The 21,326-nt window shown below is 55.0% G+C and carries 22 protein-coding genes; 9 read left to right on the forward strand and 13 right to left on the reverse strand.

Features of this window, described 5'->3' with window-relative positions; translation table 11 throughout:
- Window positions 1-52 precede the first annotated feature (52 nt).
- Together nudK and TU92_RS18300 are read right to left on the reverse strand one after the other, a co-directional pair.
- Window positions 53-658: a GDP-mannose pyrophosphatase NudK gene (gene nudK / locus TU92_RS18295; protein WP_112168612.1), complete on the reverse strand. Its 606-nt coding sequence runs from the start codon at window positions 656-658 to the stop codon at window positions 53-55.
- Between the two features lie 70 nt (window positions 659-728).
- Window positions 729-1,013 carry a winged helix-turn-helix domain-containing protein gene (locus tag TU92_RS18300; RefSeq protein ID WP_112168613.1) on the reverse strand — a complete coding sequence of 95 codons (285 nt, stop codon included), beginning with the start codon at window positions 1,011-1,013 and terminating at the stop codon, window positions 729-731.
- A gap of 303 nt (window positions 1,014-1,316) precedes the next feature.
- On the opposite strand from TU92_RS18300, the gene acrD reads away from it, so the two are divergent.
- Window positions 1,317-4,472 (forward strand): multidrug efflux RND transporter permease AcrD, encoded by a 3,156-nt coding sequence (gene acrD / locus TU92_RS18305; RefSeq protein ID WP_112168614.1) that lies wholly within the window; start codon window positions 1,317-1,319, stop codon window positions 4,470-4,472.
- 183 nt (window positions 4,473-4,655) lie between these two features.
- Here the strand turns inward: acrD and ypfM are convergent, their stop codons facing one another.
- Entirely contained in the window at window positions 4,656-4,715 is a 60-nt protein-coding gene (ypfM, locus tag TU92_RS22640) for a protein YpfM (protein ID WP_112168684.1), read from the reverse strand.
- A gap of 199 nt (window positions 4,716-4,914) precedes the next feature.
- Here ypfM and TU92_RS18315 point away from each other — a divergent pair, with 199 nt between their 5' ends.
- Genes TU92_RS18315 through TU92_RS18330 form a run of 4 tightly spaced genes read left to right on the forward strand, consistent with a single transcriptional unit; the run spans window position 4,915 to window position 7,299 of the window.
- Entirely contained in the window at window positions 4,915-5,298 is a 384-nt protein-coding gene (locus tag TU92_RS18315) for an ArsC family reductase (RefSeq protein WP_112168615.1), read from the forward strand.
- Between the two features lies 1 nt (window position 5,299).
- Window positions 5,300-6,427, forward strand: a complete 1,128-nt coding sequence (dapE, locus tag TU92_RS18320; RefSeq protein WP_112168616.1) for a succinyl-diaminopimelate desuccinylase — start codon at window positions 5,300-5,302, stop codon at window positions 6,425-6,427.
- Window positions 6,424-7,095, forward strand: coding sequence for a M15 family metallopeptidase (locus tag TU92_RS18325; RefSeq protein WP_112168617.1), 672 nt, complete (start codon window positions 6,424-6,426; stop codon window positions 7,093-7,095). The genes dapE and TU92_RS18325 overlap by 4 nt, the downstream gene beginning before the upstream one ends.
- An 18-nt stretch (window positions 7,096-7,113) precedes the next feature.
- On the forward strand, window positions 7,114-7,299 hold the full coding sequence (locus TU92_RS18330) for a YpfN family protein (protein WP_112168618.1): 186 nt from the start codon (window positions 7,114-7,116) through the stop codon (window positions 7,297-7,299).
- A 57-nt stretch (window positions 7,300-7,356) separates the two neighbouring features.
- Here TU92_RS18330 and ypfH read toward each other — a convergent pair whose 3' ends face one another.
- The 7 genes from ypfH to dapA form a co-directional block, all read right to left on the reverse strand.
- Window positions 7,357-7,995, reverse strand: coding sequence for an esterase (gene ypfH / locus TU92_RS18335; RefSeq protein ID WP_112168619.1), 639 nt, complete (start codon window positions 7,993-7,995; stop codon window positions 7,357-7,359).
- Window positions 7,996-8,102: 107 nt separating this feature from the next.
- Window positions 8,103-10,121 carry a tRNA(Met) cytidine acetyltransferase TmcA gene (locus TU92_RS18340; RefSeq protein ID WP_112168620.1) on the reverse strand — a complete coding sequence of 673 codons (2,019 nt, stop codon included), beginning with the start codon at window positions 10,119-10,121 and terminating at the stop codon, window positions 8,103-8,105.
- Between the two features lies 1 nt (window position 10,122).
- Entirely contained in the window at window positions 10,123-10,575 is a 453-nt protein-coding gene (locus TU92_RS18345) for a DUF441 domain-containing protein (RefSeq protein ID WP_112168621.1), read from the reverse strand.
- Between the two features lie 123 nt (window positions 10,576-10,698).
- On the reverse strand, window positions 10,699-11,577 hold the full coding sequence (gene ypfJ, locus TU92_RS18350) for a KPN_02809 family neutral zinc metallopeptidase (RefSeq protein ID WP_112168622.1): 879 nt from the start codon (window positions 11,575-11,577) through the stop codon (window positions 10,699-10,701).
- Between the two features lie 223 nt (window positions 11,578-11,800).
- Window positions 11,801-12,514: a phosphoribosylaminoimidazolesuccinocarboxamide synthase gene (gene purC / locus TU92_RS18355; protein ID WP_056771346.1), complete on the reverse strand. Its 714-nt coding sequence runs from the start codon at window positions 12,512-12,514 to the stop codon at window positions 11,801-11,803.
- A 56-nt stretch (window positions 12,515-12,570) separates the two neighbouring features.
- Entirely contained in the window at window positions 12,571-13,650 is a 1,080-nt protein-coding gene (bamC, locus tag TU92_RS18360; RefSeq protein ID WP_112168623.1) for an outer membrane protein assembly factor BamC, read from the reverse strand.
- Window positions 13,651-13,666: 16 nt separating this feature from the next.
- A complete protein-coding gene (gene dapA / locus TU92_RS18365) occupies window positions 13,667-14,548 on the reverse strand; it encodes a 4-hydroxy-tetrahydrodipicolinate synthase (RefSeq protein ID WP_112168624.1) in 882 nt (293 codons plus the stop codon).
- A gap of 145 nt (window positions 14,549-14,693) precedes the next feature.
- Between dapA and TU92_RS18370 the strand changes: the two genes are divergently transcribed.
- Entirely contained in the window at window positions 14,694-15,260 is a 567-nt protein-coding gene (locus TU92_RS18370) for a glycine cleavage system transcriptional repressor (protein WP_112168625.1), read from the forward strand.
- Window positions 15,261-15,285: 25 nt separating this feature from the next.
- Window positions 15,286-15,759 carry a thioredoxin-dependent thiol peroxidase gene (gene bcp, locus TU92_RS18375; protein WP_112168626.1) on the forward strand — a complete coding sequence of 158 codons (474 nt, stop codon included), beginning with the start codon at window positions 15,286-15,288 and terminating at the stop codon, window positions 15,757-15,759.
- A gap of 75 nt (window positions 15,760-15,834) precedes the next feature.
- Here bcp and TU92_RS18380 read toward each other — a convergent pair whose 3' ends face one another.
- Complete coding sequence (locus TU92_RS18380; RefSeq protein WP_112168627.1) at window positions 15,835-16,899, reverse strand: AI-2E family transporter; 1,065 nt, start codon at window positions 16,897-16,899, stop codon at window positions 15,835-15,837.
- Window positions 16,900-17,159: 260 nt separating this feature from the next.
- Between TU92_RS18380 and bepA the strand changes: the two genes are divergently transcribed.
- Together bepA and arsC are read left to right on the forward strand one after the other, a co-directional pair.
- The gene (bepA, locus tag TU92_RS18385; protein WP_208640454.1) at window positions 17,160-18,695 is read left to right on the forward strand and encodes a beta-barrel assembly-enhancing protease; all 1,536 of its coding nucleotides are present in this window, start codon (window positions 17,160-17,162) and stop codon (window positions 18,693-18,695) included.
- A 25-nt stretch (window positions 18,696-18,720) separates the two neighbouring features.
- Window positions 18,721-19,077: an arsenate reductase (glutaredoxin) gene (gene arsC / locus TU92_RS18390; protein ID WP_112168629.1), complete on the forward strand. Its 357-nt coding sequence runs from the start codon at window positions 18,721-18,723 to the stop codon at window positions 19,075-19,077.
- A 48-nt stretch (window positions 19,078-19,125) separates the two neighbouring features.
- Here arsC and hda read toward each other — a convergent pair whose 3' ends face one another.
- Window positions 19,126-19,833 (reverse strand): DnaA inactivator Hda, encoded by a 708-nt coding sequence (gene hda, locus TU92_RS18395; RefSeq protein ID WP_101075803.1) that lies wholly within the window; start codon window positions 19,831-19,833, stop codon window positions 19,126-19,128.
- Window positions 19,834-20,010: 177 nt separating this feature from the next.
- Entirely contained in the window at window positions 20,011-21,303 is a 1,293-nt protein-coding gene (gene uraA / locus TU92_RS18400) for a uracil permease (RefSeq protein ID WP_112168630.1), read from the reverse strand.
- Window positions 21,304-21,326: the final 23 nt, after the last annotated feature.

Consider the following 21,326-nt stretch of genomic DNA (forward strand, 5'->3'; position numbering starts at 1 on the left):
AGGCACCCGCGGGTGCCTTTTTCAATTCATCACTTTGGTGTTTCAAAAACGGTTACGCCATCCAGCCCTGAATTTGCGCATGCTGCAACAGCATGATGGTTTTGCCGTCTTTGATGCGGCCATCTTTGATCATCTCAAGCGCCTCGGCAAACGGCACTTCCAGAACATCAATATCTTCATCCTCTACCCCGCCACCGGCGTTCTGGCGTTGTGATTCGTCGTACTGCGCCGCGAAGAAGTGAACGATCTCCGTGACACTGCCCGGTGACATGTAAGCCTCAAACAGCTTATCGACTTTACCCACCGCAAAACCGGTCTCTTCGATTGCCTCTTTACGGATGCAGTCTTCCGGCGAATCGTTATCCAGCAGACCGGCGCAGGTTTCCAGCAGCATGCCGGTGGCATTGCCGTTGACATAGGTCGGCATACGGAACTGTTTGATCAGCAGGACGGTTTTTTTGATTTTGTTGTAGAGCAGGATCGTCGCGCCGTTGCCCCGGTCATACACTTCGCGGGTTTGCGGCTGGCGTTCGCCATTGCGCTTGATTAAATCGTAGGAGAATTTACGCAGAACGTACCAGTTGTCAGACAACAGCTCGCTTTGGACGTTTTCGATCTTTGATGACTGGTTTAAGAAACAATCGTCTTGAGATGACATTCAATGCCCCCGCTCAGAAGTGGTGAGAGAAGCCCGTCATCTTAGCCGGATTATTCTCCCCCCGCTATCCTCATCCTTGTGAAATCGCTTCAAGGAGTTGTTCACGATGACGTTCAGTCCATTGCCTGTCGAGCGGCCCCCAGCTGGAAAGCTGATAGTAGCCGTCATTATTGCGGATCCCCTGCTGCACAAAATCGAGTTCGACGCCCATGCCCGGCAGCGCTTTAAGCACGTCCTGTAAGGTCCGGCGCGGCCATCCGGTAATTTCCATCAACTTCGGCACGTTAGGTTTTTGTTCATTTTCCAGCAACCAGCAAAGATACAGACGGCGGGCAAACACCGAATTCAAATTCATCAAACGTACTCCGGTCGTGTTATTTGGAAAGGATCACACCAAGCGTAGAAGATTTTAGGAAACATAACCCCGTGTACGGAGGGGGTTTTTTACATTATCTCCTTTATTTCTCCACGTTTTATCCAATGTGAGCAGGTAAAGTGCTTGGACGTAGAACTACACTCTAACACTCGCTCCGTCCTGTTTGGACAGTACTGCCACTGGGAAACGCTTCTCAGTGGATTTTTTTGTCAGATTACTGACGTTCTGTTTGTTTGCTGATGTTCGTCACTCCCGCCTGAGTGATAACGAGGTTCTTGACGCATGGCCAATTTTTTCATCGATCGCCCGATTTTTGCCTGGGTTTTAGCGATCATCCTTTCCTTGTCCGGCGCCCTGGCTATTTACTTTTTGCCGGTCGAACAATATCCCGATCTGGCTCCGCCCAATGTCCGCATCTCTGCGACTTACCCCGGCGCATCAGCACAAACTTTAGAAAACACCGTCACGCAGATTATCGAGCAAAACATGACCGGCCTCGACAATCTGATGTACATGTCTTCGCAAAGCAGTAACGATGGCAAATCACAAATCACCCTAAGCTTTACCGCCGGGACAGACCCGAACGAAGCGCTGCAACAGGTACAGAATCAGCTGCAACAGGCGCTCAAGCGTTTGCCGCAGGACGTACAAACGCAGGGCGTGACGGTGTCCAAAACCGGTGACACTAACCTGATGATGGTGGCGTTCGTCTCCACCGACGGCAGTATGGATAAGCAAGATATCGCCGACTATGTGGCCTCAAACATTCAGGATCCGCTGAGCCGCGTGGACGGCGTAGGCAGTATCGATGCCTACGGTTCGCAGTACGCGATGCGCATCTGGCTTGATCCGGACAAACTGAATAACTATCAGCTGACCACCGCCGACGTAGTGGCGGCTATCAAAGCGCAGAACAGTCAGGTGGCGGTCGGCCAGCTCGGCGGCGCGCCTTCGGTGGATTTTCAGGCGCTGAACGCCACCATCAACGCCCAGTCCCAGCTACAAACGCCGGAGCAGTTCCGTCAGATCACGCTGAAAGTGAATCAGGATGGTTCGCAGGTGAAACTCGGCGACGTGTCCGAAATTGGTCTCGGTGCGGAAAACTACAGTCTGCTCAGCCGCTATAACGGTCAGGCAGCATCCGGTATGGGCGTGAAACTGGCGTCCGGTGCCAACGAACTGCAAACCGATAAAGCCGTGCGCGCGCGTCTTGAGGAACTCTCTCACTACTTCCCACACGGCCTGAAAGCCGAAGTCGCTTATGAAACCACTCCGTTCGTTAAAGCGGCAATCACCGACGTGGTGAAAACGCTGTTTGAAGCGATCGTGCTGGTGTTCTTAGTGATGTACCTGTTCCTGCAAAACTTCCGCGCGACGCTGATCCCCACTATCGCCGTGCCCGTGGTGCTGCTAGGCACCTTCGCCGTGCTGCATCAGTTCGGCTACAGCATCAACACGTTAACCATGTTTGCGATGGTGCTGGCGATCGGGTTGCTGGTGGATGACGCCATCGTGGTGGTGGAGAACGTCGAGCGCGTGATGAGCGAGGAAGGACTCAGCCCCAGAGACGCCACACGTAAATCGATGGGGCAAATTCAGAGCGCGCTGGTGGGGATCACCATGGTGTTGTCGGCGGTCTTTGTGCCGATGGCCTTCTTCGGCGGTACCACCGGCGCGATTTACCGTCAGTTCTCGATAACCATCGTCTCTGCGATGGTGCTTTCAGTATTCGTGGCGCTGACGCTGACCCCGGCGTTGTGTTCCACCATTCTCAAACCTATCGCAAAGGGTCATCATCACGGCAAACGCGGCTTCTTCGGCTGGTTTAACCGCATGTTTGACCGCAACGCCCGCCGCTACGAAAACGGCGTGGCGGGTATTCTGAGAAACAGCGTGCGCTGGATGCTCGGTTATGCGCTGCTGGTCGCGGCGCTGGCGTTCATGTTTATCAAATTACCGACCTCGTTCCTGCCGCTGGAAGACCGTGGCGTGTTTACTGTTCAGATCCAGCTGCCGCCGGGTTCGACGTTGCAGCAGACACAGAAAGTGGTCGAGAAAGTCGAAAAATACTTCCTCAATACCGACAAGAAAGATGTGCTGTCGGTGTTCTCCACCATCGGCGCAGGACCGGGCGGAAACGGGCAAAACGTGGCGCGTATGTTCGTACGTCTGACCCCGTGGGATGACCGCACCGGCGCGGACGACTCCTCGTTCGCTCTGATTGAGCAGGCCACTAAAGAGTTTAATAAGATTACCGAAGCCCGCGTGATCGCCAGCAGCCCGCCGGCCATCAACGGCCTTGGCAGTGCCACCGGTTTCGATATGGAATTGCAGGATCACGCCGGGCTGGGCCATGCCGCGCTGATGTCTGCCCGCGACCAGTTGCTGGAAATGACCGCCAAAGACAGCAGTCTGACCCGCGTGCGTCATAACGGGCTGGATGACAGCCCGCAGTTGCAAATCAACATCGACCAGGTGAAAGCACAGGCGCTGGGCGTGGCTATCTCTGATATCAACAGCACGCTGAGCACCGCGTGGGGGTCTTCCTACGTCAATGACTTCGTCGACCGCGGTCGCGTTAAAAAAGTGTACGTTCAGGCGGGGGCGAAATTCCGCATGTTGCCGGATGATATTAACCGCTGGTTTGTCCGCAATTCTGCCGGAACCATGGTGCCGTTCTCCGCGTTCGCCACTTCTTACTGGCTGACCGGCTCGCCGCGTCTGGAGCGTTACAACGGCTACTCGGCACTGGAAATTGTCGGTGAACCGGCTGAAGGCGTCAGCAGCGGCACAGCAATGGATAATATGGAAAAACTGGTGGCGAAGCTGCCGGTAGGGATCGGCCTCGAATGGACCGGTCTGTCGTATCAGGAACGTTTGTCCGGTTCGCAGGCTCCGGCACTGTATGCGATTTCCCTGCTGGTGGTGTTCCTGTGTCTGGCGGCGCTGTATGAGAGCTGGTCGATTCCTTTCTCAGTCATGCTGGTGGTGCCGCTCGGTGTGCTCGGTGCAGTGATCGCCACATGGATGCGCGGGCTGGAAAACGACGTGTACTTCCAGGTCGGGATGCTGACCATCATCGGGCTGTCGGCGAAGAACGCCATTCTGATCGTCGAATTTGCCAATGATTTGAACGTCAGAGGCAAGGAGCTGCTGGCGGCTACGCTGGAGGCCTCGAGAATGCGTCTCCGCCCTATCCTGATGACTTCACTGGCGTTTATCTTCGGCGTGTTACCGATGGCGACCAGCACCGGTGCAGGTTCCGGCAGTCAGCATGCGGTGGGGACCGGCGTTATCGGCGGAATGATTTCCGCCACGGTGCTGGCAATCTTCTTCGTGCCGCTGTTCTTCGTACTGATCCGCCGCCGTTTTCCGGGGAAATCCGGTGAACCGATCATTGCCGACATCGTAGAAACGGCACCCGTCGACGCGAAATAACGGCGAAAAAAATCCACAAAAAAGGCGTTAATGTGAATTAACGCCTTTTTTATTAGTGATTTACTGGTGTAAGAATCGTCGCTAAATCGGACGTAATGGTCTTCCTGAACAAACGTTTTTATAATGACGGGCTGACACTGCAAATAAATCTGTCTTGCTTTACGGGCCTGAGTTTTACAGCAATTACGCGTTCAACATACGGTCGATAAAGTCTTTCCAGTTACCTAACTCTTGTTCTAACATTTGACTCCCCTTTATTGGACGCGGGAATTATACGTCTGTTTTTTGTACAAGCCAAACTTCTCTCATGTTTCTTTAATCACGATCACACTCCCGCCCCGTCTGGATCCTGCCCGCGTTTTGCCTCATTATGTGCCCTATCCTCGCGCCAGCATTCTGTGCTGGTGAAAAGTTCATAATTACTGACAGGTTACGTTTTTCTATGGCAACGACTTCAGCTTCAGCCTCATTTGTTCTCTATGGCATCAAAAATTGCGATACCGTCAAAAAAGCCCGTCGCTGGCTGGAAGAAAACGCGGTCAGTTATCAGTTTCATGATTATCGTGTTGAGGGGCTGGACGACGCGCTGTTGCAGAATCTGATCGACAAACAGGGCTGGGAAGCAATGCTGAACACCCGTGGCACGACCTGGCGCAAACTTGATGACGCCACCCGCAACGCCTGCGATAACGAAACCAATGCCAAAGCGGTGATGCTGGAACATGCGGCCATCATCAAACGCCCATTTCTGCTGGCTCCCGATGGCCAGTCTCTGCTGGGATTCAAACCAGAGACCTATCAGCAATTCCTCGCGGAGGTGAAATAACATGAGCTGCCCCGTTGTCGATCTCGCCCAACAGTTAATCCGCCGCCCTTCCCTCAGCCCGGAGGATGCGGGCTGTCAGGACATCATGATCGCCCGCCTGCGCGCGGTGGGTTTTCATATCGAACTGATGCCTTTTGGCGATACCCTGAATTTCTGGGCCACGCGCGGTGAAGGTAAAACGCTGGCGTTTGCCGGCCATACCGACGTGGTGCCAACCGGCGATCACAAACTCTGGGTTACCGGTCCGTTCGAGCCAACGCTGCGCGACGGAATGCTTTATGGTCGTGGTGCGGCGGACATGAAAGGTTCGCTGGCGGCAATGGTCGTCGCCGCCGAACGTTTCGTGGCTGCAAATCCGCATCACAAAGGCCGTCTGGCGTTTCTCATCACCTCCGACGAAGAAGCCAGCGCGGTTAATGGCACGGTTAAAGTGGTCAATGCGCTGATGGAACGCAACGAGCGTCTGGATTATTGCCTGGTCGGCGAGCCTTCAAGCACTTCGCGCGTCGGTGACATCGTGAAGAATGGCCGTCGCGGCTCCATGACCGCCAACCTGCACATTCACGGCGTTCAGGGCCACGTCGCCTATCCGCATCTGGCCGATAATCCGGTTCACCGCGCGATGCCTGCACTGAACGAGCTGGTGGCTACCGTCTGGGATAACGGCAATGAATTCTTCCCGCCGACCAGCATGCAAATCGCCAATATCAACGCCGGTACCGGCAGTAATAACGTCATTCCCGGTGAGCTCTACGTGCAATTTAACTTCCGCTTCAGCACCGAACTGACCGATGACATCATCAAACAGCGCGTGGCGGAGCTGCTCGATCGTCACAATCTGCAATACACCCTGAACTGGGTAGTCTCCGGCCAGCCGTTCCTGACCTCGCGCGGCGAGCTGGTGGACGCGGTGGTCAACGCCGTACGCCATTACAGTGAAATTACGCCAGAGCTGCAAACCACCGGCGGCACCTCCGACGGACGCTTCATCGCGCTGATGGGCGCACAGGTGGTCGAACTGGGGCCGGTTAACGCCACCATCCACAAGATCAACGAATGCGTACACGCCGCCGATCTGCAAGTGCTTAGCCGCATGTATCAGCGCATCATGGAGCAGTTAGTCGCATGATCACCAATGAGATGCTGACCGGGCGCTCAACCGCGCACCTGGTCACATTGGGCGACGGGCCGCACCGTCTGCAAAAGCAGGCGGCAGAGGCATTCGCCCGGATGCAGCAGGCAGCGCGGGAAGCCGGGTTTGATTTACAGCCTGCCAGCACTTTTCGTGATTTTGAGCGCCAGCAGGCTATCTGGAATGGCAAATTTCGCGGCGAGCGACCAGTATTAGATAAAGACAGTCAACCGTTGGATATCAGCGGATGCTCTGACGCTGAACGCTGCGGGTTTATCCTGCGCTGGTCGGCGCTTCCGGGCGCCAGTCGTCACCACTGGGGCAGTGATCTGGATGTGTACGATCCGCACCTGCTGCCCGAAGGAAAGACGTTACAGCTGGAGCCGTGGGAATATGAGCAAGGCGGGTATTTTTATCCGCTGAACTGTTGGATGTCAGACCATATGGCGGAGTTTGGCTTTTTCCGTCCTTATGCCGAAGACCGTGGCGGAGTTGCCATTGAACCCTGGCACCTGAGTTATCGCCCGCTGGCCACATTGTGCGCGGCGCAACTGACGCCGGACGTACTTATTAGTGCATGGCAAGGGCAAGATTTAGCGGGCTCCGACTGGATAATCAGCGAGATCGCGACTATCTTCCCAAGATTCATCGCCCTACCTACATAACAATTTAAGGAGCACGCCATGGAGTGGATTAAAGATTACTGGTGGATCATTCTGATCATTCTGTTCGGGATGTTAATCAGCGGCATTAAAGAACTGCGACGCGTTGATGTGAAAAAGTACCTCAACGACAAACCTGAAATCCCACCTCATCGCGATAATAATGCCGAGTGGGATAAAGACGATGACTGGCCGAAGAAGAAGTAAGGCCGGTAAAAACGAAGGCAGCCGGGATGGCTGCCTTTTTTGTTGGCAATGTTCAGATTACTGCGGCTGATCGTTTTGCAAATGCGAGATAGCGGTATTGATCATCTGCGAGTCCAGCCCGTGCGCCATGCCCGCCTGAATGTTCAAGGTACAAGCGCTGCCTAAAGATTTCAGTCGCTCAGCGGCACTTTTCGACTGGAACGGGTTGATCACCGGATCCTGCTCACCGTGAATAAAGTGCACCACGGTGCCTGCGGCTATCGGTTTTTCCGGCAGATTGGCGAAACGGCCGCTGAACGCGACGATGCGCGACGCCAGATGCTCTTCCACTTTGGTGGATTCCAGCGCCATGATGGTGCCCTGCGAGAAACCGACCAGCGTGGTGTGTTCCGGCGTCACACCGGTTTTTTGCTGCCAGTCACGGACGATCTGGATAAACAGCGGCATCGCGTCATCAATTCGCGGCTGACGATTTTTTTCTGTCACGCCCTGTACGGAGAACCACTGGAAGCCGCGGCCAAAATCACAAATATCCGGGCTGCCGACGCTCACCACCTGCGCCTGCGGGAAGGACACCGCGAAAAACTTGCCAATTTCGCCCATGGAAATCGGGTTATCGCCCACGCCGTGAAATAATAAAATCAGCTGGTTTGCACGCTCTTGCGGCTGCTGGACAATAATCTGTTCTGAGCTCATGGGTCTCTCCCGTTTATGTTAATTCAGCCACTATACGCCGCCTGCCGGACAGTGAAATCGGGTTTTATTGAACGAGTCTTTCCATTTTTTGCAATGACTCCGCGCTGCTAAATCCCTTGCCTCCAGCGTTCACAGGCTGCGGGATCCAGTTCCGCCAGCGCCTGCTGCGTCTCTTGTCGCCAGCGCTGAACCAGCGCTTTCCTCCCCGATAACCCCGCCGCCTGCACAACTTCCGCCGCATTTTTCCCTTGCTGCAGGTGTGCCCGCAGCAAGGGAAGGGGCAAGTAACTGTTAATGAGCAGGCGGTTTAGCGCGGGCAGACTGCTTTCCAGCGGCCGGTGCGCGAAAGCGAAGCCAGCCAGCTCGCGCCAGTCAGCCTCATTGAGCGCCGCCTCTGCGGCAAGCGGAAGCGGCAAAGTAATGTCCATCAGCGGTGCCAGCCAGCGCCAGTCACGGTAAAGCTGCTGTTCAGCCGTCTGCGCCAGCGCATGCCCTGCCGGGCTCAGTGGTAGTATCGCCATCACCGCATAGCATCCGCTGCTGGCCTCTTTCTGCGTGCTGATACGCGCGAGGCGAAAACCCGCCTGCTGCCACAGCGCCGCCAGATCATCGGTATAACCAAAACTCACCGAAAGGAAATCCAAACCTTGCTCCGTTGCGCGCTGTTTTTCCTCCGCCAGCAAAGCGCGCGCGATACCCTGACGCCGGGACGCCGGGTGCACAGCAATACGGCTGACGCGCCGCGACCGCAATACCGCCGCCTGCACCAGTCCGGCGTGGGCGGCAAGTGACTGCGCCACCAGATTGCCGCGCGGACGTCGTCTTCCAGCCCAGACGTCATGCGCCAGCGCCGGGCTCAGCAAGCCTTCTTCTACCAGCCACAGCGCGCCGGTTAAGGTATCACCCTGTCGGGCGGCGCTGAAGGTCATACCCGGCGCATCCAGCAGACGGCGTAAATCCAGCGGCGACGTGCGGTAATGCGCACTGGTCAGCAGACCGTAGAAATCCTCTAACAGCGCGGGTTTGCGCAGCCAGTCGTCAGCAGCGGGGGAAAAAATAGCAGAAGATACGTTTGTGTTTTTAACCTTCGTCAGGGGTTCACCGAACAGCAACGCATCGCTTATCAGGGGTTCGAGCACATCCTGTTCCGACCAGCGGATTGGCGCGATCAGCCGCAGATCCTGCCACTGCGGCAGCGAAGCGCAAAACTTCAGCAGGAATCCGCGTCCGGTGCCTTCGTAACCCTGAACCGTGGTAGTAAGTAATACGCGCGGGAAAGCCGCCACCAGCTCCGTCAACATCGGTGCGGGAATAGCAGCGGCTTCATCGATAATCAGCCAGTCCGCATCATCCACCGCGGCTTCACGGCACATCATCAGCAGGGCATCGGGTGCGATAAAACGGGTGGATTCAGGCGCATGGGCGAGGATCTGATTCACAGCACCTTTACCCGGCGCAGTCACCAGGCAGGTGCCCGGCCACTGCGCGGTCAGCATTCCCGCAAGACGCGACTTACCGCGACCCCGCGGCGAAGTCAGTACCCACACACCGGATTTGGCCTGCATCAGCCTTTGTAAAATCTGTTGCTGCTCAGGCGTCGGTTGGCCATCAGGCGGCAGCCAGTCAGGCGCAGGCGGTAAAGGGGAAAGTGAAAAAGGATGATGTTGCCTGCACAGCGCGACGTGCGGCGTGCTTTCCAGTAATGCCTGAAAACGACGGATAAAACGCGGCGTGGGGATCGCCTGTGGTTGTTCGCTCCAGCGCAGGCTGTCGGCGTCAGGTAATTGCGACCAGCGGCACCAGTCTGGCACCAGCAAAATCAACCAGCTTCCGGCCTTAAGTGTTCCGGAAAACGCCGCCAGTGCGTCCACGTTCAACCCGGCGCGGGCATCAAAAATGCCGTGCAAAAAATCCTGACCGAGAAGCGAATGCGCCGCAGTCGGTGAGCAGGCGTTCACTCCCACAGGCGGCGAATCACTGATCCACAACCAGTCCCCCGCGCTTTGGCCCGAAAATTCGAGAGCCTGCGCCACGCACCAGTCCGCTTCACCGCTGAACACCAGCACGCGCCGCACGCCACGGCGCAGCATCTGTTGCTGTAACGATGCGACCGATACGACAGGCATCTCAGGTTTTCCCGACCAGCATGGAGAGCAGCCCGGCGGCGATCAGCGGCCCGACCGGCACACCTTTAAACAGCGCCACGCCAAGCACCGTACCGACAAGTAAACCGGCGACCAGATGCGGCTGAGTGCCCATCAGCGTGAGGCCCCGTCCGCCGAGCCACGATACCAGTACGCCCACCAAAATAGCGGCGATGGATTTCCAGTGAAAGAAAGAATGGACCACGGTGCTGGCGCTGATTTTTCCGCTGGCGATCGGTGCCATCACCCCGATGGTGAGAATAATAATGCCGATAGTCAGGCCATATTTTTCAATCCACGGGAAGAAGGTATTGAGCGGCGTGATGCGCACTGTCAGCAGGAAAAACATCGCGATAGTCACCGCGCTGTTGTGGCTGATGATGCCCAGTCCGGCGAAGACCAGTAAGATCAATAGGGTTGGATCGAGAAAAGCCATAGCGTTCCCTGCGTTTCCTGTCAGAAAGGCAGAAAGGCTCCGGAGAGCCTTTCTGAATCGGTCGTTGATTATTGAACAGTTTTTGCGGGCAGACCAGAACTGAATGGTCGCGTCTGCGCGAAATCAGAGGCTGCCGAAGGTATTGCACTGATCCGGATTACCGGTATCGAAACCGCGTTTGAACCAGTCATAGCGCTGCTGAGAGGTGCCGTGGGTAAAGCTGTCCGGCACTACACGCCCCTGACTTTGCTGTTGCAAACGGTCATCGCCTATCGCCTGTGCGGCGTTCAGTGCTTCTTTCAGATCGCCTGCTTCAAGGACGTTTTGCTCCTGCATCGAATGGCCCCAGACACCGGCGTAGCAGTCGGCCTGCAATTCCATTTTCACCGACAGTTGATTCACCACCGCCTGCGACGCACCCTGCTGCAACTGCCGCACCTTGCGCTCAATGCCCAGCAGATTCTGCACGTGGTGACCTACTTCGTGGGCGACTACGTAACCCTGTGCAAAATCACCGCCCGCGCCCAGTTTGTTCTGCAATTCCTGATAGAAAGAGAGATCGATATACACCGTGCTGTCCGCCGGGCAATAGAACGGCCCCATCACCGACTGGCCGGTTCCGCAACCGGTACGGGTCGCGCCACGATACATCACCAGTTTCGGTTCGCGATACGTCATCCCCTGTTTCTGGAAAATGTCTTTCCACGTATCTTCCGTCGACGCGAGGATGACGGAAGTGAATTTCGCCTGCTCATCATCTTTCGGGCTGATGGATTGGGATTGCGTCTGGCGCTGTACGTTGCCGGATTGTCCGCCGTCAATCAGTGGAGAAAGATCGATACCATAATACCCGGCGACCAGTACCACGATAATAATCACAATGCCGCTTTTGCCACGGATTGGCAGGCGCATACCGCCACCACCCAGGCCACCGCCGCCGCTGGATCCCTGTCCGCGTCTGTCTTCTACATTGTCGCTTTCGCGACGCCCTTGCCAACGCATACTCCACCTCCAGACTGTTTTTATAAAGACTAGCCAGCGTGCGCGATTTATACCATCCGCGCAGGGACGTAATTTTAGGTCAGGAGGAATTAAATGAAATAAATCAGGGTAAAAAAGAGGAAATTAAATGCGGGATAAAGATCGGGTGGCGAAACTACCACCCGTTTTAGCATAAGCCCGCGACGGAAACGATTGCGCGTCCGGGTTAAAAACTAAGCGTTGCTTAGTCCAGTTTCACACCGATACGGCGAGCGACTTCTTCGTAGGCTTCAATCAGGCCACCCAGACTCTGGCGGTAACGATCTTTGTCCATCTTGTTCAACGTCTCTTTGTCCCACAGGCGGCTGCCGTCTGGTGAGAACTCATCACCCAGCACCACTTCGCCGTTGAACAGACCGAACTCGAGTTTGAAATCGACCAGAATCAGACCGGCATCGTCAAACAGCTTGGTCAACACGTCGTTGGCTTTGTAGCTCAGCTCTTTCATACGCGCCAGGTGCTCTTCGTTCACCCAACCGAAGGTTTTGCAGTAAGACTCGTTGATCATCGGATCGTGCATCGCATCGTTTTTCAAAAACAGATCAAACAACGGCGGATTCAAAACCAGACCTTCTTCAATGCCCAGACGTTTTACCAGCGATCCAGCAGCACGGTTACGGATAACGCATTCAACCGGGACCATATCCAGTTTTTTCACCAGTACTTCGTTGTCAGACAGCAGGCGTTCCATTTGGGTCGGAATCCCGGCTTCTTCCAGCTTAGCCATGATGAAATGGTTAAATTTATTGTTAACCATACCTTTACGGTCGAACTGCTCAATACGCTGACCATCCAGTGCTGACGTATCGTTACGGAATTCCAGCACCAGCAGGTCCGGGTTTTCAGTGGTGTAGACGGTTTTCGCCTTGCCGCGATACAACTCAGCTAACTTTTGCATCTTTACTTACTCCAGTGGAAAAAACAGATGTAAAAAGGGGCCGAAGCCCCTTGGTATTATTTTGCACTGCTCTGGCTAAATGCGGCCTGCATGACCGCCACCATCGCGTCGTTCTGCGACTGGCTGAGAGCATGTCCTTTCGGATCAAGGAACTGCAAGCTACTGCGGTTGTCGAGGTCGCCAACCTGAAGTTTGTAGTCACCGGAAGAGAGGCCCGGATCTTTCGCACCCAGTGTCTGCCACGCATCGTCATTCAACGGTTTGTAGGTAACGGACAATGTCCCCTGCGGACGGCTGCTGTCGGTCACTTTCATGCCAGCTTTCGCCAGTGCATTTGGTAAACGATCCCACACTGCGCCGTAGGTGGTACGCACGATCAGCACCGGTAAACCGGTATCATCAGCGCCGCTCTGCACGTCGATTTCACCGACGCGACGGTTGTCGAGACGCGCCTGCGTATCCTGCTGCACTTTATCGAGGCTGGCGGTGATCGAGTTCATCATCTGGCTGTTATAACGCTGGATTTCAGCTGATGCGGTCACCGCTTTATCCTGCTGTTTCAGCTCAAGCGTTTTAACGGTCAGCGCTAACTGGTAGCTCTGCTGTTTCACGCTGATCTGGTAACGGCCCTGATACTGGAAGTCTTCATCTGCACGATTCCAGTCAACGAAATCGGTGGTCAGCGTCTGGTTAGCGTCGTCACGGTTAGCAATTTTGTAGTTATTTTGCTGAACGGCTTTCACCACGCTGTTCCACAAATCGCGGTTTTGCGCGGTGTTTTCCAGCAATACAGTACTGCTGTCACCGGCGAACTGCGTTTGTGAGCCGTTCAGCAAGGCCAGAGGCTGCATTGGTGGACGGATATCGAGCTGTTTGCCCACCGCGCCTTGCATCGCGCCCTGGCGGATTTCGTAGGTGCCATTCTGCACTGGCAGAATCATGCCCGCCGGTGCTTTAAGCTCACTGAGCGCTGGCGCATCGAGGTAGGATTCATCACCGCTGACCTGACGCTTGTAGCGCTGGTCGCTGGAGCAGGCTGCCAGCAGCATAATCAGGGAAACCCCGACCACTTTCGCTACGGCTGTTTTCTGCAAACGGGTCATCTGGAAACTATTCTTGTCAAATAAAGAGGCCATCAAATCTTCCTAAGAGTTACAGCAAACCGGCGCTTTTAAGTGCTTGTTCCACGACCGGACGGGCAGCATCTGTTAACGGCGTCATAGGCAGACGCAGAGTATCGGTTGCCATCATTCCCAGTGCCTTACAGGCCCATTTCACCGGGATTGGGTTTGCTTCTATAAACAAATGCTGATGCAACGGCATCAGGCGCTGATTCAGGCGACGTGCTTCGGCAAAATTGCCACTGGCCGCCAGTTCACAAAGTTGAGCCATTTCACGGGCAGCCACGTTGGCTGTGACAGAAATGACGCCTTTGCCACCAAGTTGCATAAAGTCCAGACCGCTGGCGTCATCGCCGCTCAGCAGAATGAAATCTTCATCATCAACCAGCACTTGGATCTGACTAACACGACTTAAGTTCCCTGTTGCTTCTTTAACAGCAACAATATTCTTTAATTTTGCTAAACGCGCGATGGTCGGCGGCAACATATCGCAGCCGGTGCGTGAGGGCACGTTGTAGAGAATTTGCGGCAGTGAGGTGCTTTCAGCGATGGCTTTGAAGTGCTGATACAGGCCTTCCTGCGTAGGACGGTTGTAATAAGGTGTGACTGTCAGACAGCCCACAACGCCACTCTTTTCAAAACGTTGTGTCAGAGAAATCGCTTCGGCGGTGGCGTTAGCACCGGTGCCTGCGATAATAGGGATGCGCCCGTCGGCCAGTTCCAGCGTTTGCATGACCACGTCACCGTGTTCGTCATGGCTAAGCGTAGCCGACTCGCCTGTCGTGCCAACGGAAACGATCGCCGCAGTACCACTGGACACATGATAATCAATCAGTTTTTTCAGACTCGCGCGATCGACAGCACCTTTGGTGTCCATCGGCGTAACCAGTGCAACAATACTTCCCGTAAACATTGACCTTCCCCTCCACAAACAGGTCACTCATGGTACTTTTGACACCACTGCAAAAGCAAGCAATCAACGTGTTGTAAGCGCTTGTCCGACGGTTTTTTTTATGTTTACCTTGGGAATACTCCCAAGCACGACAGGAACAGCCATTTTGCCGCAGCCACAACAACATTATCTGGTTATCACCGCCTTAGGTGCCGATCGCTCTGGTATCGTCAATACCATCACCCGCCAGGTCAGCAGCTGCGGCTGCAATATCGAGGATAGCCGTTTGGCGATGCTCGGTGACGAGTTCACCTTCATCATGCTGCTCTCCGGCAGCTGGAACGCCATCACGCTGATTGAATCCACGCTGCCGCAAAAAGGCGCCGAGCTGGAATTGCTGATCGTGATGAAACGCACCAGCGCACCGGTTCGCCCGCCGATGCCAGCCACCGTTTGGGTGAAAGTGGAAGTTAAAGACTCCCCGCACCTGATCGAGCGTTTTACCGATTTATTCGACACGCACCAGATGAACATTGCAGAACTGGCCTCAAAAACCCGGCCAGCCGATGCCAGCACGCCAGCGCAGCTCTCTATCCAGATGACGGCACACAGCGCGGCGAATACCGATCCGGCAATTATTGAGCAAGCCTTTCATCAGCTATGTACAGAACTGAATGCGCAAGGCAGTATTAACGTCGTTAGTTATTCTGAGAATGAAAATAAACTGCAGTAATCGCTAAGTGATACGGAGAAAGACAATGAGCCCACTGAAAGCCGGTGATCCTGCGCCGCAATTTAGTTTACCCGATCAAGACGGTGAACAAATTAATCTGGCCGACTTCCAGGGACAGAGAGTCCTGGTCTATTTTTATCCAAAAGCTATGACCCCGGGCTGTACCGTACAGGCCTGCGGACTGCGCGATAACATGGATCAGTTGAAAAGTGAGGGTGTGGAAGTGCTGGGGATCAGCACGGATAAACCTGAAAAACTGTCTCGTTTTGCCGAGAAAGAACTGCTGAACTTCACCTTGCTGTCCGATGAAGATCATCAGGTGTGCGAGGCGTTTGGCGTCTGGGGTGAGAAATCCTTTATGGGCAAAACCTACGACGGCATTCACCGCATCAGCTTCCTGCTCGACGGCAATGGCAAGGTTGAGAAAGTGTTCGACGACTTCAAAACCACCAATCACCATGACATCGTGATGGCCTATCTGAACGAGAAATCAGCCTGATTATTGCCGCCTGATCCACGTTCATAAAAAAAAGCGCAGACGCGCTTTTTTTATTTGAATCAGAGAATGATGGGCTCAGGCCGTTTCGTTCAGCAATTCATCCGGCCAGACGTGAACGACGGCTTTGACCAGCGTCGCCAGCGGTATCGCAAAGAACACCCCCCAGAATCCCCACAGACCGCCGAACACCACCACCGACAAGATGATCACCAGCGGATGCAGGTTTACCGCTTCGGAGAACAGCAAAGGTACGATGACGTTGCCGTCCAGCCCTTGCACCACCAGGTAGGCGACAATGAGCGTCCAGAAATCTGCGCCGAGCCCCCACTGGAACATCGCGACAATCACGACAGGAATGGTGACCAGCATCGCACCGATGTAGGGGATCAGCACTGAAATCCCTACCAGGACCGCCAGCAGCAGCGAATAGCGCAAATCCATCACCCAGAACACCAGATAAGTCGCAACGCCGACGATAATCATCTCAAGGACTTTGCCGCGAATATAATTAGTGACCTGCTGATTCATCTCCGCCCAGACCTGTCCCGCCAGCCCGCGATCGCGTGGCAAAACGCGGCGCACAGCGTTGAGCATTTGCTCTTTGTCTTTGAGCAGGAAGAACACCATCATCGGCACCAGGATCAGGTAAATGGCCAGTGTCAGTAACCCGACCAGCGAGGCGAGGGAATATTTCACCACCGATTCACCGAGCCCCGAGAGCTTGCTGCGCATATTTTCAGCCATCATGTCGATAATGCCTGCATCCACCAGCGCCGGATAACGCTTGGGCAACGTGGCGGCAAAATCGTAGAAACGGTTAAGCATGCTCGGTAAATCCGCCAGCAAATTGACGCCCTGCTGCCACGTAACCGGCGCAATCACCAGAATCCCTAACATCAGGATCCCTGCAAACAGCAGCAGTACCACGCTCACTGCCACCGTGCGTGAAAGCCCGATGTGTTGCAGGCGCACGGTCGGCCATTCCAGTAAATATGCCAGCACAATCGCCACCAGCAGCGGTGCCAGAATGCCGTTAAAAAAGTAAAGGATACAAAAACCGGCGACCAGGATCGCCAGCAGCGCAATGGCCTGCGGGTCGGTAAAGCGGCGGCGATACCACTGTAATAACATGTCTAACATCTGAGAACGCTCCTGAGATTTTTATTGCCTGTTGGGTTGCGCTGTTCGTTCCCTGCGCGCTCAGACACAAGTAACTATCTTTTAAATTCGTTGTCACACAACTGAAGCCAGCGGAGTGTTTTAAACTCCCACGAGGATAGCTACTATAGAGTTCAGCGCCAACAATAGCGCCAGAAAATAATGCTCACTTCGCCAGTTCATGAAATAAAAGCTCTTAAAGCTCATCGATGTGCGGTTCACTTATTGGGAAGCAAATGTTTATGGTAATGCGGTTGAAAAAAACGGTGATCGCCCTGTGTCTTGGCAGCCTGTTCACTGGCGCAATTTTCCCGGCAGGCGCTGACGACAGTTCATTCTGGTCAACGCCGGTGACCTCTTCCTCCAAAAACACCAACTCGCCTTTGGCACCGCCGGTAAGCGATCAGTTACCGGATATCGGCACCACAGCGGGCGGCACGCTGAGCATTAATCAGGAATTACAGATGGGCGATTTTTACGTCCGTCAGATGCGCGCCAGTACGCCGCTGATTAACGATCCGCTGCTCAATCAGTACATCAACGAACTCGGGCAGCGTCTGGTGGCACATGCCTATTCCGTGCGCACGCCATTCCATTTCTTCATCGTCAATAATGACGAGCTGAATGCCTTCGCCTTCTTCGGCGGCAACGTGGTACTGCACTCGGCGTTGTTCCGTTATACCGATAATGAAAGCCAGCTGGCCTCGGTCATGGCGCACGAAATCTCCCACGTTACCCAGCGCCATCTGGCCCGTGCGATGGAAGATCAACAACGTAATGCGCCGCTGACCTGGGTCGGTGCGCTCGGTTCCATCCTGCTGGCGATGGCCAGCCCGCAAATGGGTATGGCAGCGCTGACCGGTACGCTGGCCGGCACGCAGCAGGGAATGATCAGCTTCACGCAGGGCAACGAGCAGGAAGCCGACCGTATCGGTTTGCAGGTGCTCCAGCGCTCAGGCTTTGATCCGCAGGCAATGCCCGCGTTCCTGCAAAAACTTGCCGATCAGGCGAGTTATTCCACCCGTCCGCCGGAAATGTTGCTGACGCACCCCCTTCCCGACAGCCGTCTCGCCGACGTGCGTAACCGCGCCAATCAGATGCCGCACACTGTCGTGCAGTCTTCACAAAACTACCTGATGGCGAAAGTGCGCATGTTAGGGATGTACGGCTCGGAAAGTTTCCCGCTGACCGATGATTATCTGCAAAAGCTGAGCGACGGTAACGTGCGCGAACAGCTGGCGGCGAAATACGGTCAGGCGCTGCAATTTTACAAAGCGAAGAAATACGATCAGGCGCGGGCGATTCTGGAACCGCTGATGGTGCAAAATCCGGGCAACGAATGGCTGCTGGATCTCTCCACCGATAACGATATCGAAAGCAAACGCGCCCCGCAGGCCATCGCCCGGCTGGAGCAGGCAGGCGCGGCCACCAGCTCTAATCCGGTGCTTCAGCTCAATCTGGCGAATGCCTATCTCGAAGGCGCGAAACCGGCCAACGCCAGCAAGATCCTTAACCGCTACACCTTCACCTATCCGGGCGATCCGAACGGATGGGATCTGCTGTCCCAGGCGTCTGCCGCGCAGGGTTTACGCGCGCAGGAGCTGGCCGCCCGTGCAGAAAGCATGGCGCTGATCGGACGTCTGGATCAGGCCATTGAAATGCTGAGTAACGCCAGCGCATTGCAGAAATTAGGCAGTCTGGAACAGGCCCGTTACGATGCGCGTATCGACCAGCTTCGTCAGTTGCAGGGCCGTTTCCGTCAGTATCAGAAAGGCTGACTTTGAATCTTTAAGGGAGAATGTTATGGCACATGATGTCGCGATTTATCACAACCCGCGCTGCTCCAAGAGCCGCGAAACGCTGAAATTGCTGGAAGACGTCGGGATCGAGCCGGAGGTGATTTTGTATCTGGAAACACCGCCGACGGTTGCCACGTTGCAGGATTTACTGAAAAAGCTGGGGTTCAGCTCTGCGCGCCAGCTGATGCGTAAAGGCGAAGAGATTTATAAGGAACTCAGTCTGGCCGATAAAAACCTGAGCGAAGCGCAGCTGTTGCAGGCAATGGCGGAAAATCCGAAGCTGATTGAACGTCCGATCGTGCTGGCCAACGGCAAAGCACGTTTAGGGCGTCCGCCGGAACAGGTGAAAGACATTTTGTAATTCCGCTCGTCCGTTCGGGTTCGTGATGCGAACCCGGACATCCTCCGATCACAACCCCAGAATTTCCTTCACGAACGGGATCGTCAGTTTACGCTGTGCGGTGATAGAAGCGCGATCGAGCTGATCAAGCGTCATAAACAGCGTGCGCATTTCACGATCCAAACGTTTGAGCAGGAAACGGCCGACGTCTTCCGGCAGTTCAAATCCGCGCAGTTTGGCGCGCAACTGCAGTGCCTGAAGTTTCTCTTCGTCGGAAAGCGGCTGAAGCTTGTAGATTTGTCCCCAGTCGAGACGTGACGCCAGATCCGGCAGGCTGAGATTCAGCTGACGCGGCGGACGATCGCCGGTAATAAACAGACGCGTACGGCCTGTTTCAAGAATGCGGTTATACAGATGGAAAACCGCAGCTTCCCATTCGTCATCGCCGGCGATCCCTTCGATGTTATCGATACAGACCAGCGCAAGATGCTCCATGCCGTCCAATACTTCAGGCACAAAATAGGCGCGTTTATCTAAAGGCACGTAACCCACGGCTTCACCGCGCTGGGATAATTCAGCGCAGGCTGCGTGAAGAAGATGACTGCGGCCGCCGCCTTCACGTGACCAGAAATAAATATAGGTGCCGTGTTCCTGATGCAATGCGGTCTGAATCGCAGAAAGCAGAGAGGGATTCTCACCCGGATAAAAACTGGCAAAGGTTTCATCATCGGGAAGATAAAGTGGCAGGGAAAGCTGTGCCGGCGTATTCAGAAGCACCTCAACCGAAGCGGTATGAAGACCGCAGATGTTGTCATGTCAATAAAAAGGAACGACCGAATTCTAGCAAGGATCCGCAGCAAATTGAACTGTGCCGAGTGCAACCGCTTGTGATCCGAGCACCTGACCGGAAAGCACTGCGCCCGCCGGTCAGGTGTTTCAGCTGAAATTCAACGATCAGACTGGCGGATTTTCTCGTTCGTCTTCGATATCAATGATCTTTTCTTCACCGCGGAAGATCTCAATCACTTTAAACAGCAGGCTGAGGAAAATGCCGACGATGGTCGCCAGCGCCATGCCTTTGAGCTCCGCCGCGCCAATGTGGATCTTGGCACCGCTGACGCCGATGATCAGGATAACCGCCGTCAGGATCAGGTTCTGTGCTTTGTTGTAATCGACTTTCGATTCAATCAGCACGCGGATACCGGATGCGCCGATCACGCCGTACAGCAGCAAGGAGACGCCGCCCATTACCGGCACCGGTACGGCCTGAATAGCCGCCGCTAATTTCCCGATGCACGACAGCAGGATCGCCAGAATCGCCGCGCCGCCAATCACCCAGGTGCTGTAAACCTTGGTGATGGCCATCACGCCAATGTTCTCGCCGTAAGTGGTGTTCGGCGTAGAACCGAAGAAACCGGAAAGTACGGTAGACAAGCCGTTTGCCAGCATCGAACGGTGCAGGCCCGGATCGCGCAGCAGATCTTTTTTGACGATGTTTGCCGTCACGACCAGATGCCCGACGTGTTCTGCAATCACCACCAGCGCGGCAGGCAGAATGGTCAAAATCGCCACCCACTCAAAGCGCGGGGTGTAGAACGTTGGCAGCGCAAACCAGTGAGCATTCGCGATGGCAGACACATCCACCACGCCCATAAAGAACGACAGCGCGTAGCCGACCAGCACACCGATGAGGATCGGAATGATCGCCAGGAAACCGCGGAACAACACTGAACCCAGAATGGTCACCGACAACGTCACGACGGAAATGATCACTGCGGTGGAATCCACCGGCGCGCCATCGGCAGGCAGCAGTCCGGCCATATTCGCCGCCACGCCCGCCAGTTCCAGCCCGATGACGGCAACGATTGCGCCCATCGCCGCCGGCGGGAACATCACGTTGATCCAGCCGATACCCGCCTTCTTGACGATCAGCGCCACCAGACAGAACAACAGCCCGCAGGCGATAAATCCGCCCAGCGCCACTTCATAACCCATCGGCAGCAGTAACAGCACCGGTGAGATAAACGCAAAGCTGGAACCGAGATAAGCCGGTATTTTCCCTTTACACACAAATAAATACAGCAAAGTCCCTATGCCATTGAACAGCAGCACCGTTGCCGGGTTGATTTTGAACAGAATGGGTACCAGAACGGTGGCACCAAACATGGCAAACAGATGCTGGAAACTCAGGGGGATTGTCTGCAGTAAAGGCGGACGTTCGCTTACCCCGATGACACGACGGGTCATGGATTGATCCTCTGTGAAATGAT

This window comes from Rahnella inusitata (genome assembly GCF_003263515.1).
GTDB classification, from domain to species: domain Bacteria; phylum Pseudomonadota; class Gammaproteobacteria; order Enterobacterales; family Enterobacteriaceae; genus Rahnella; species Rahnella inusitata.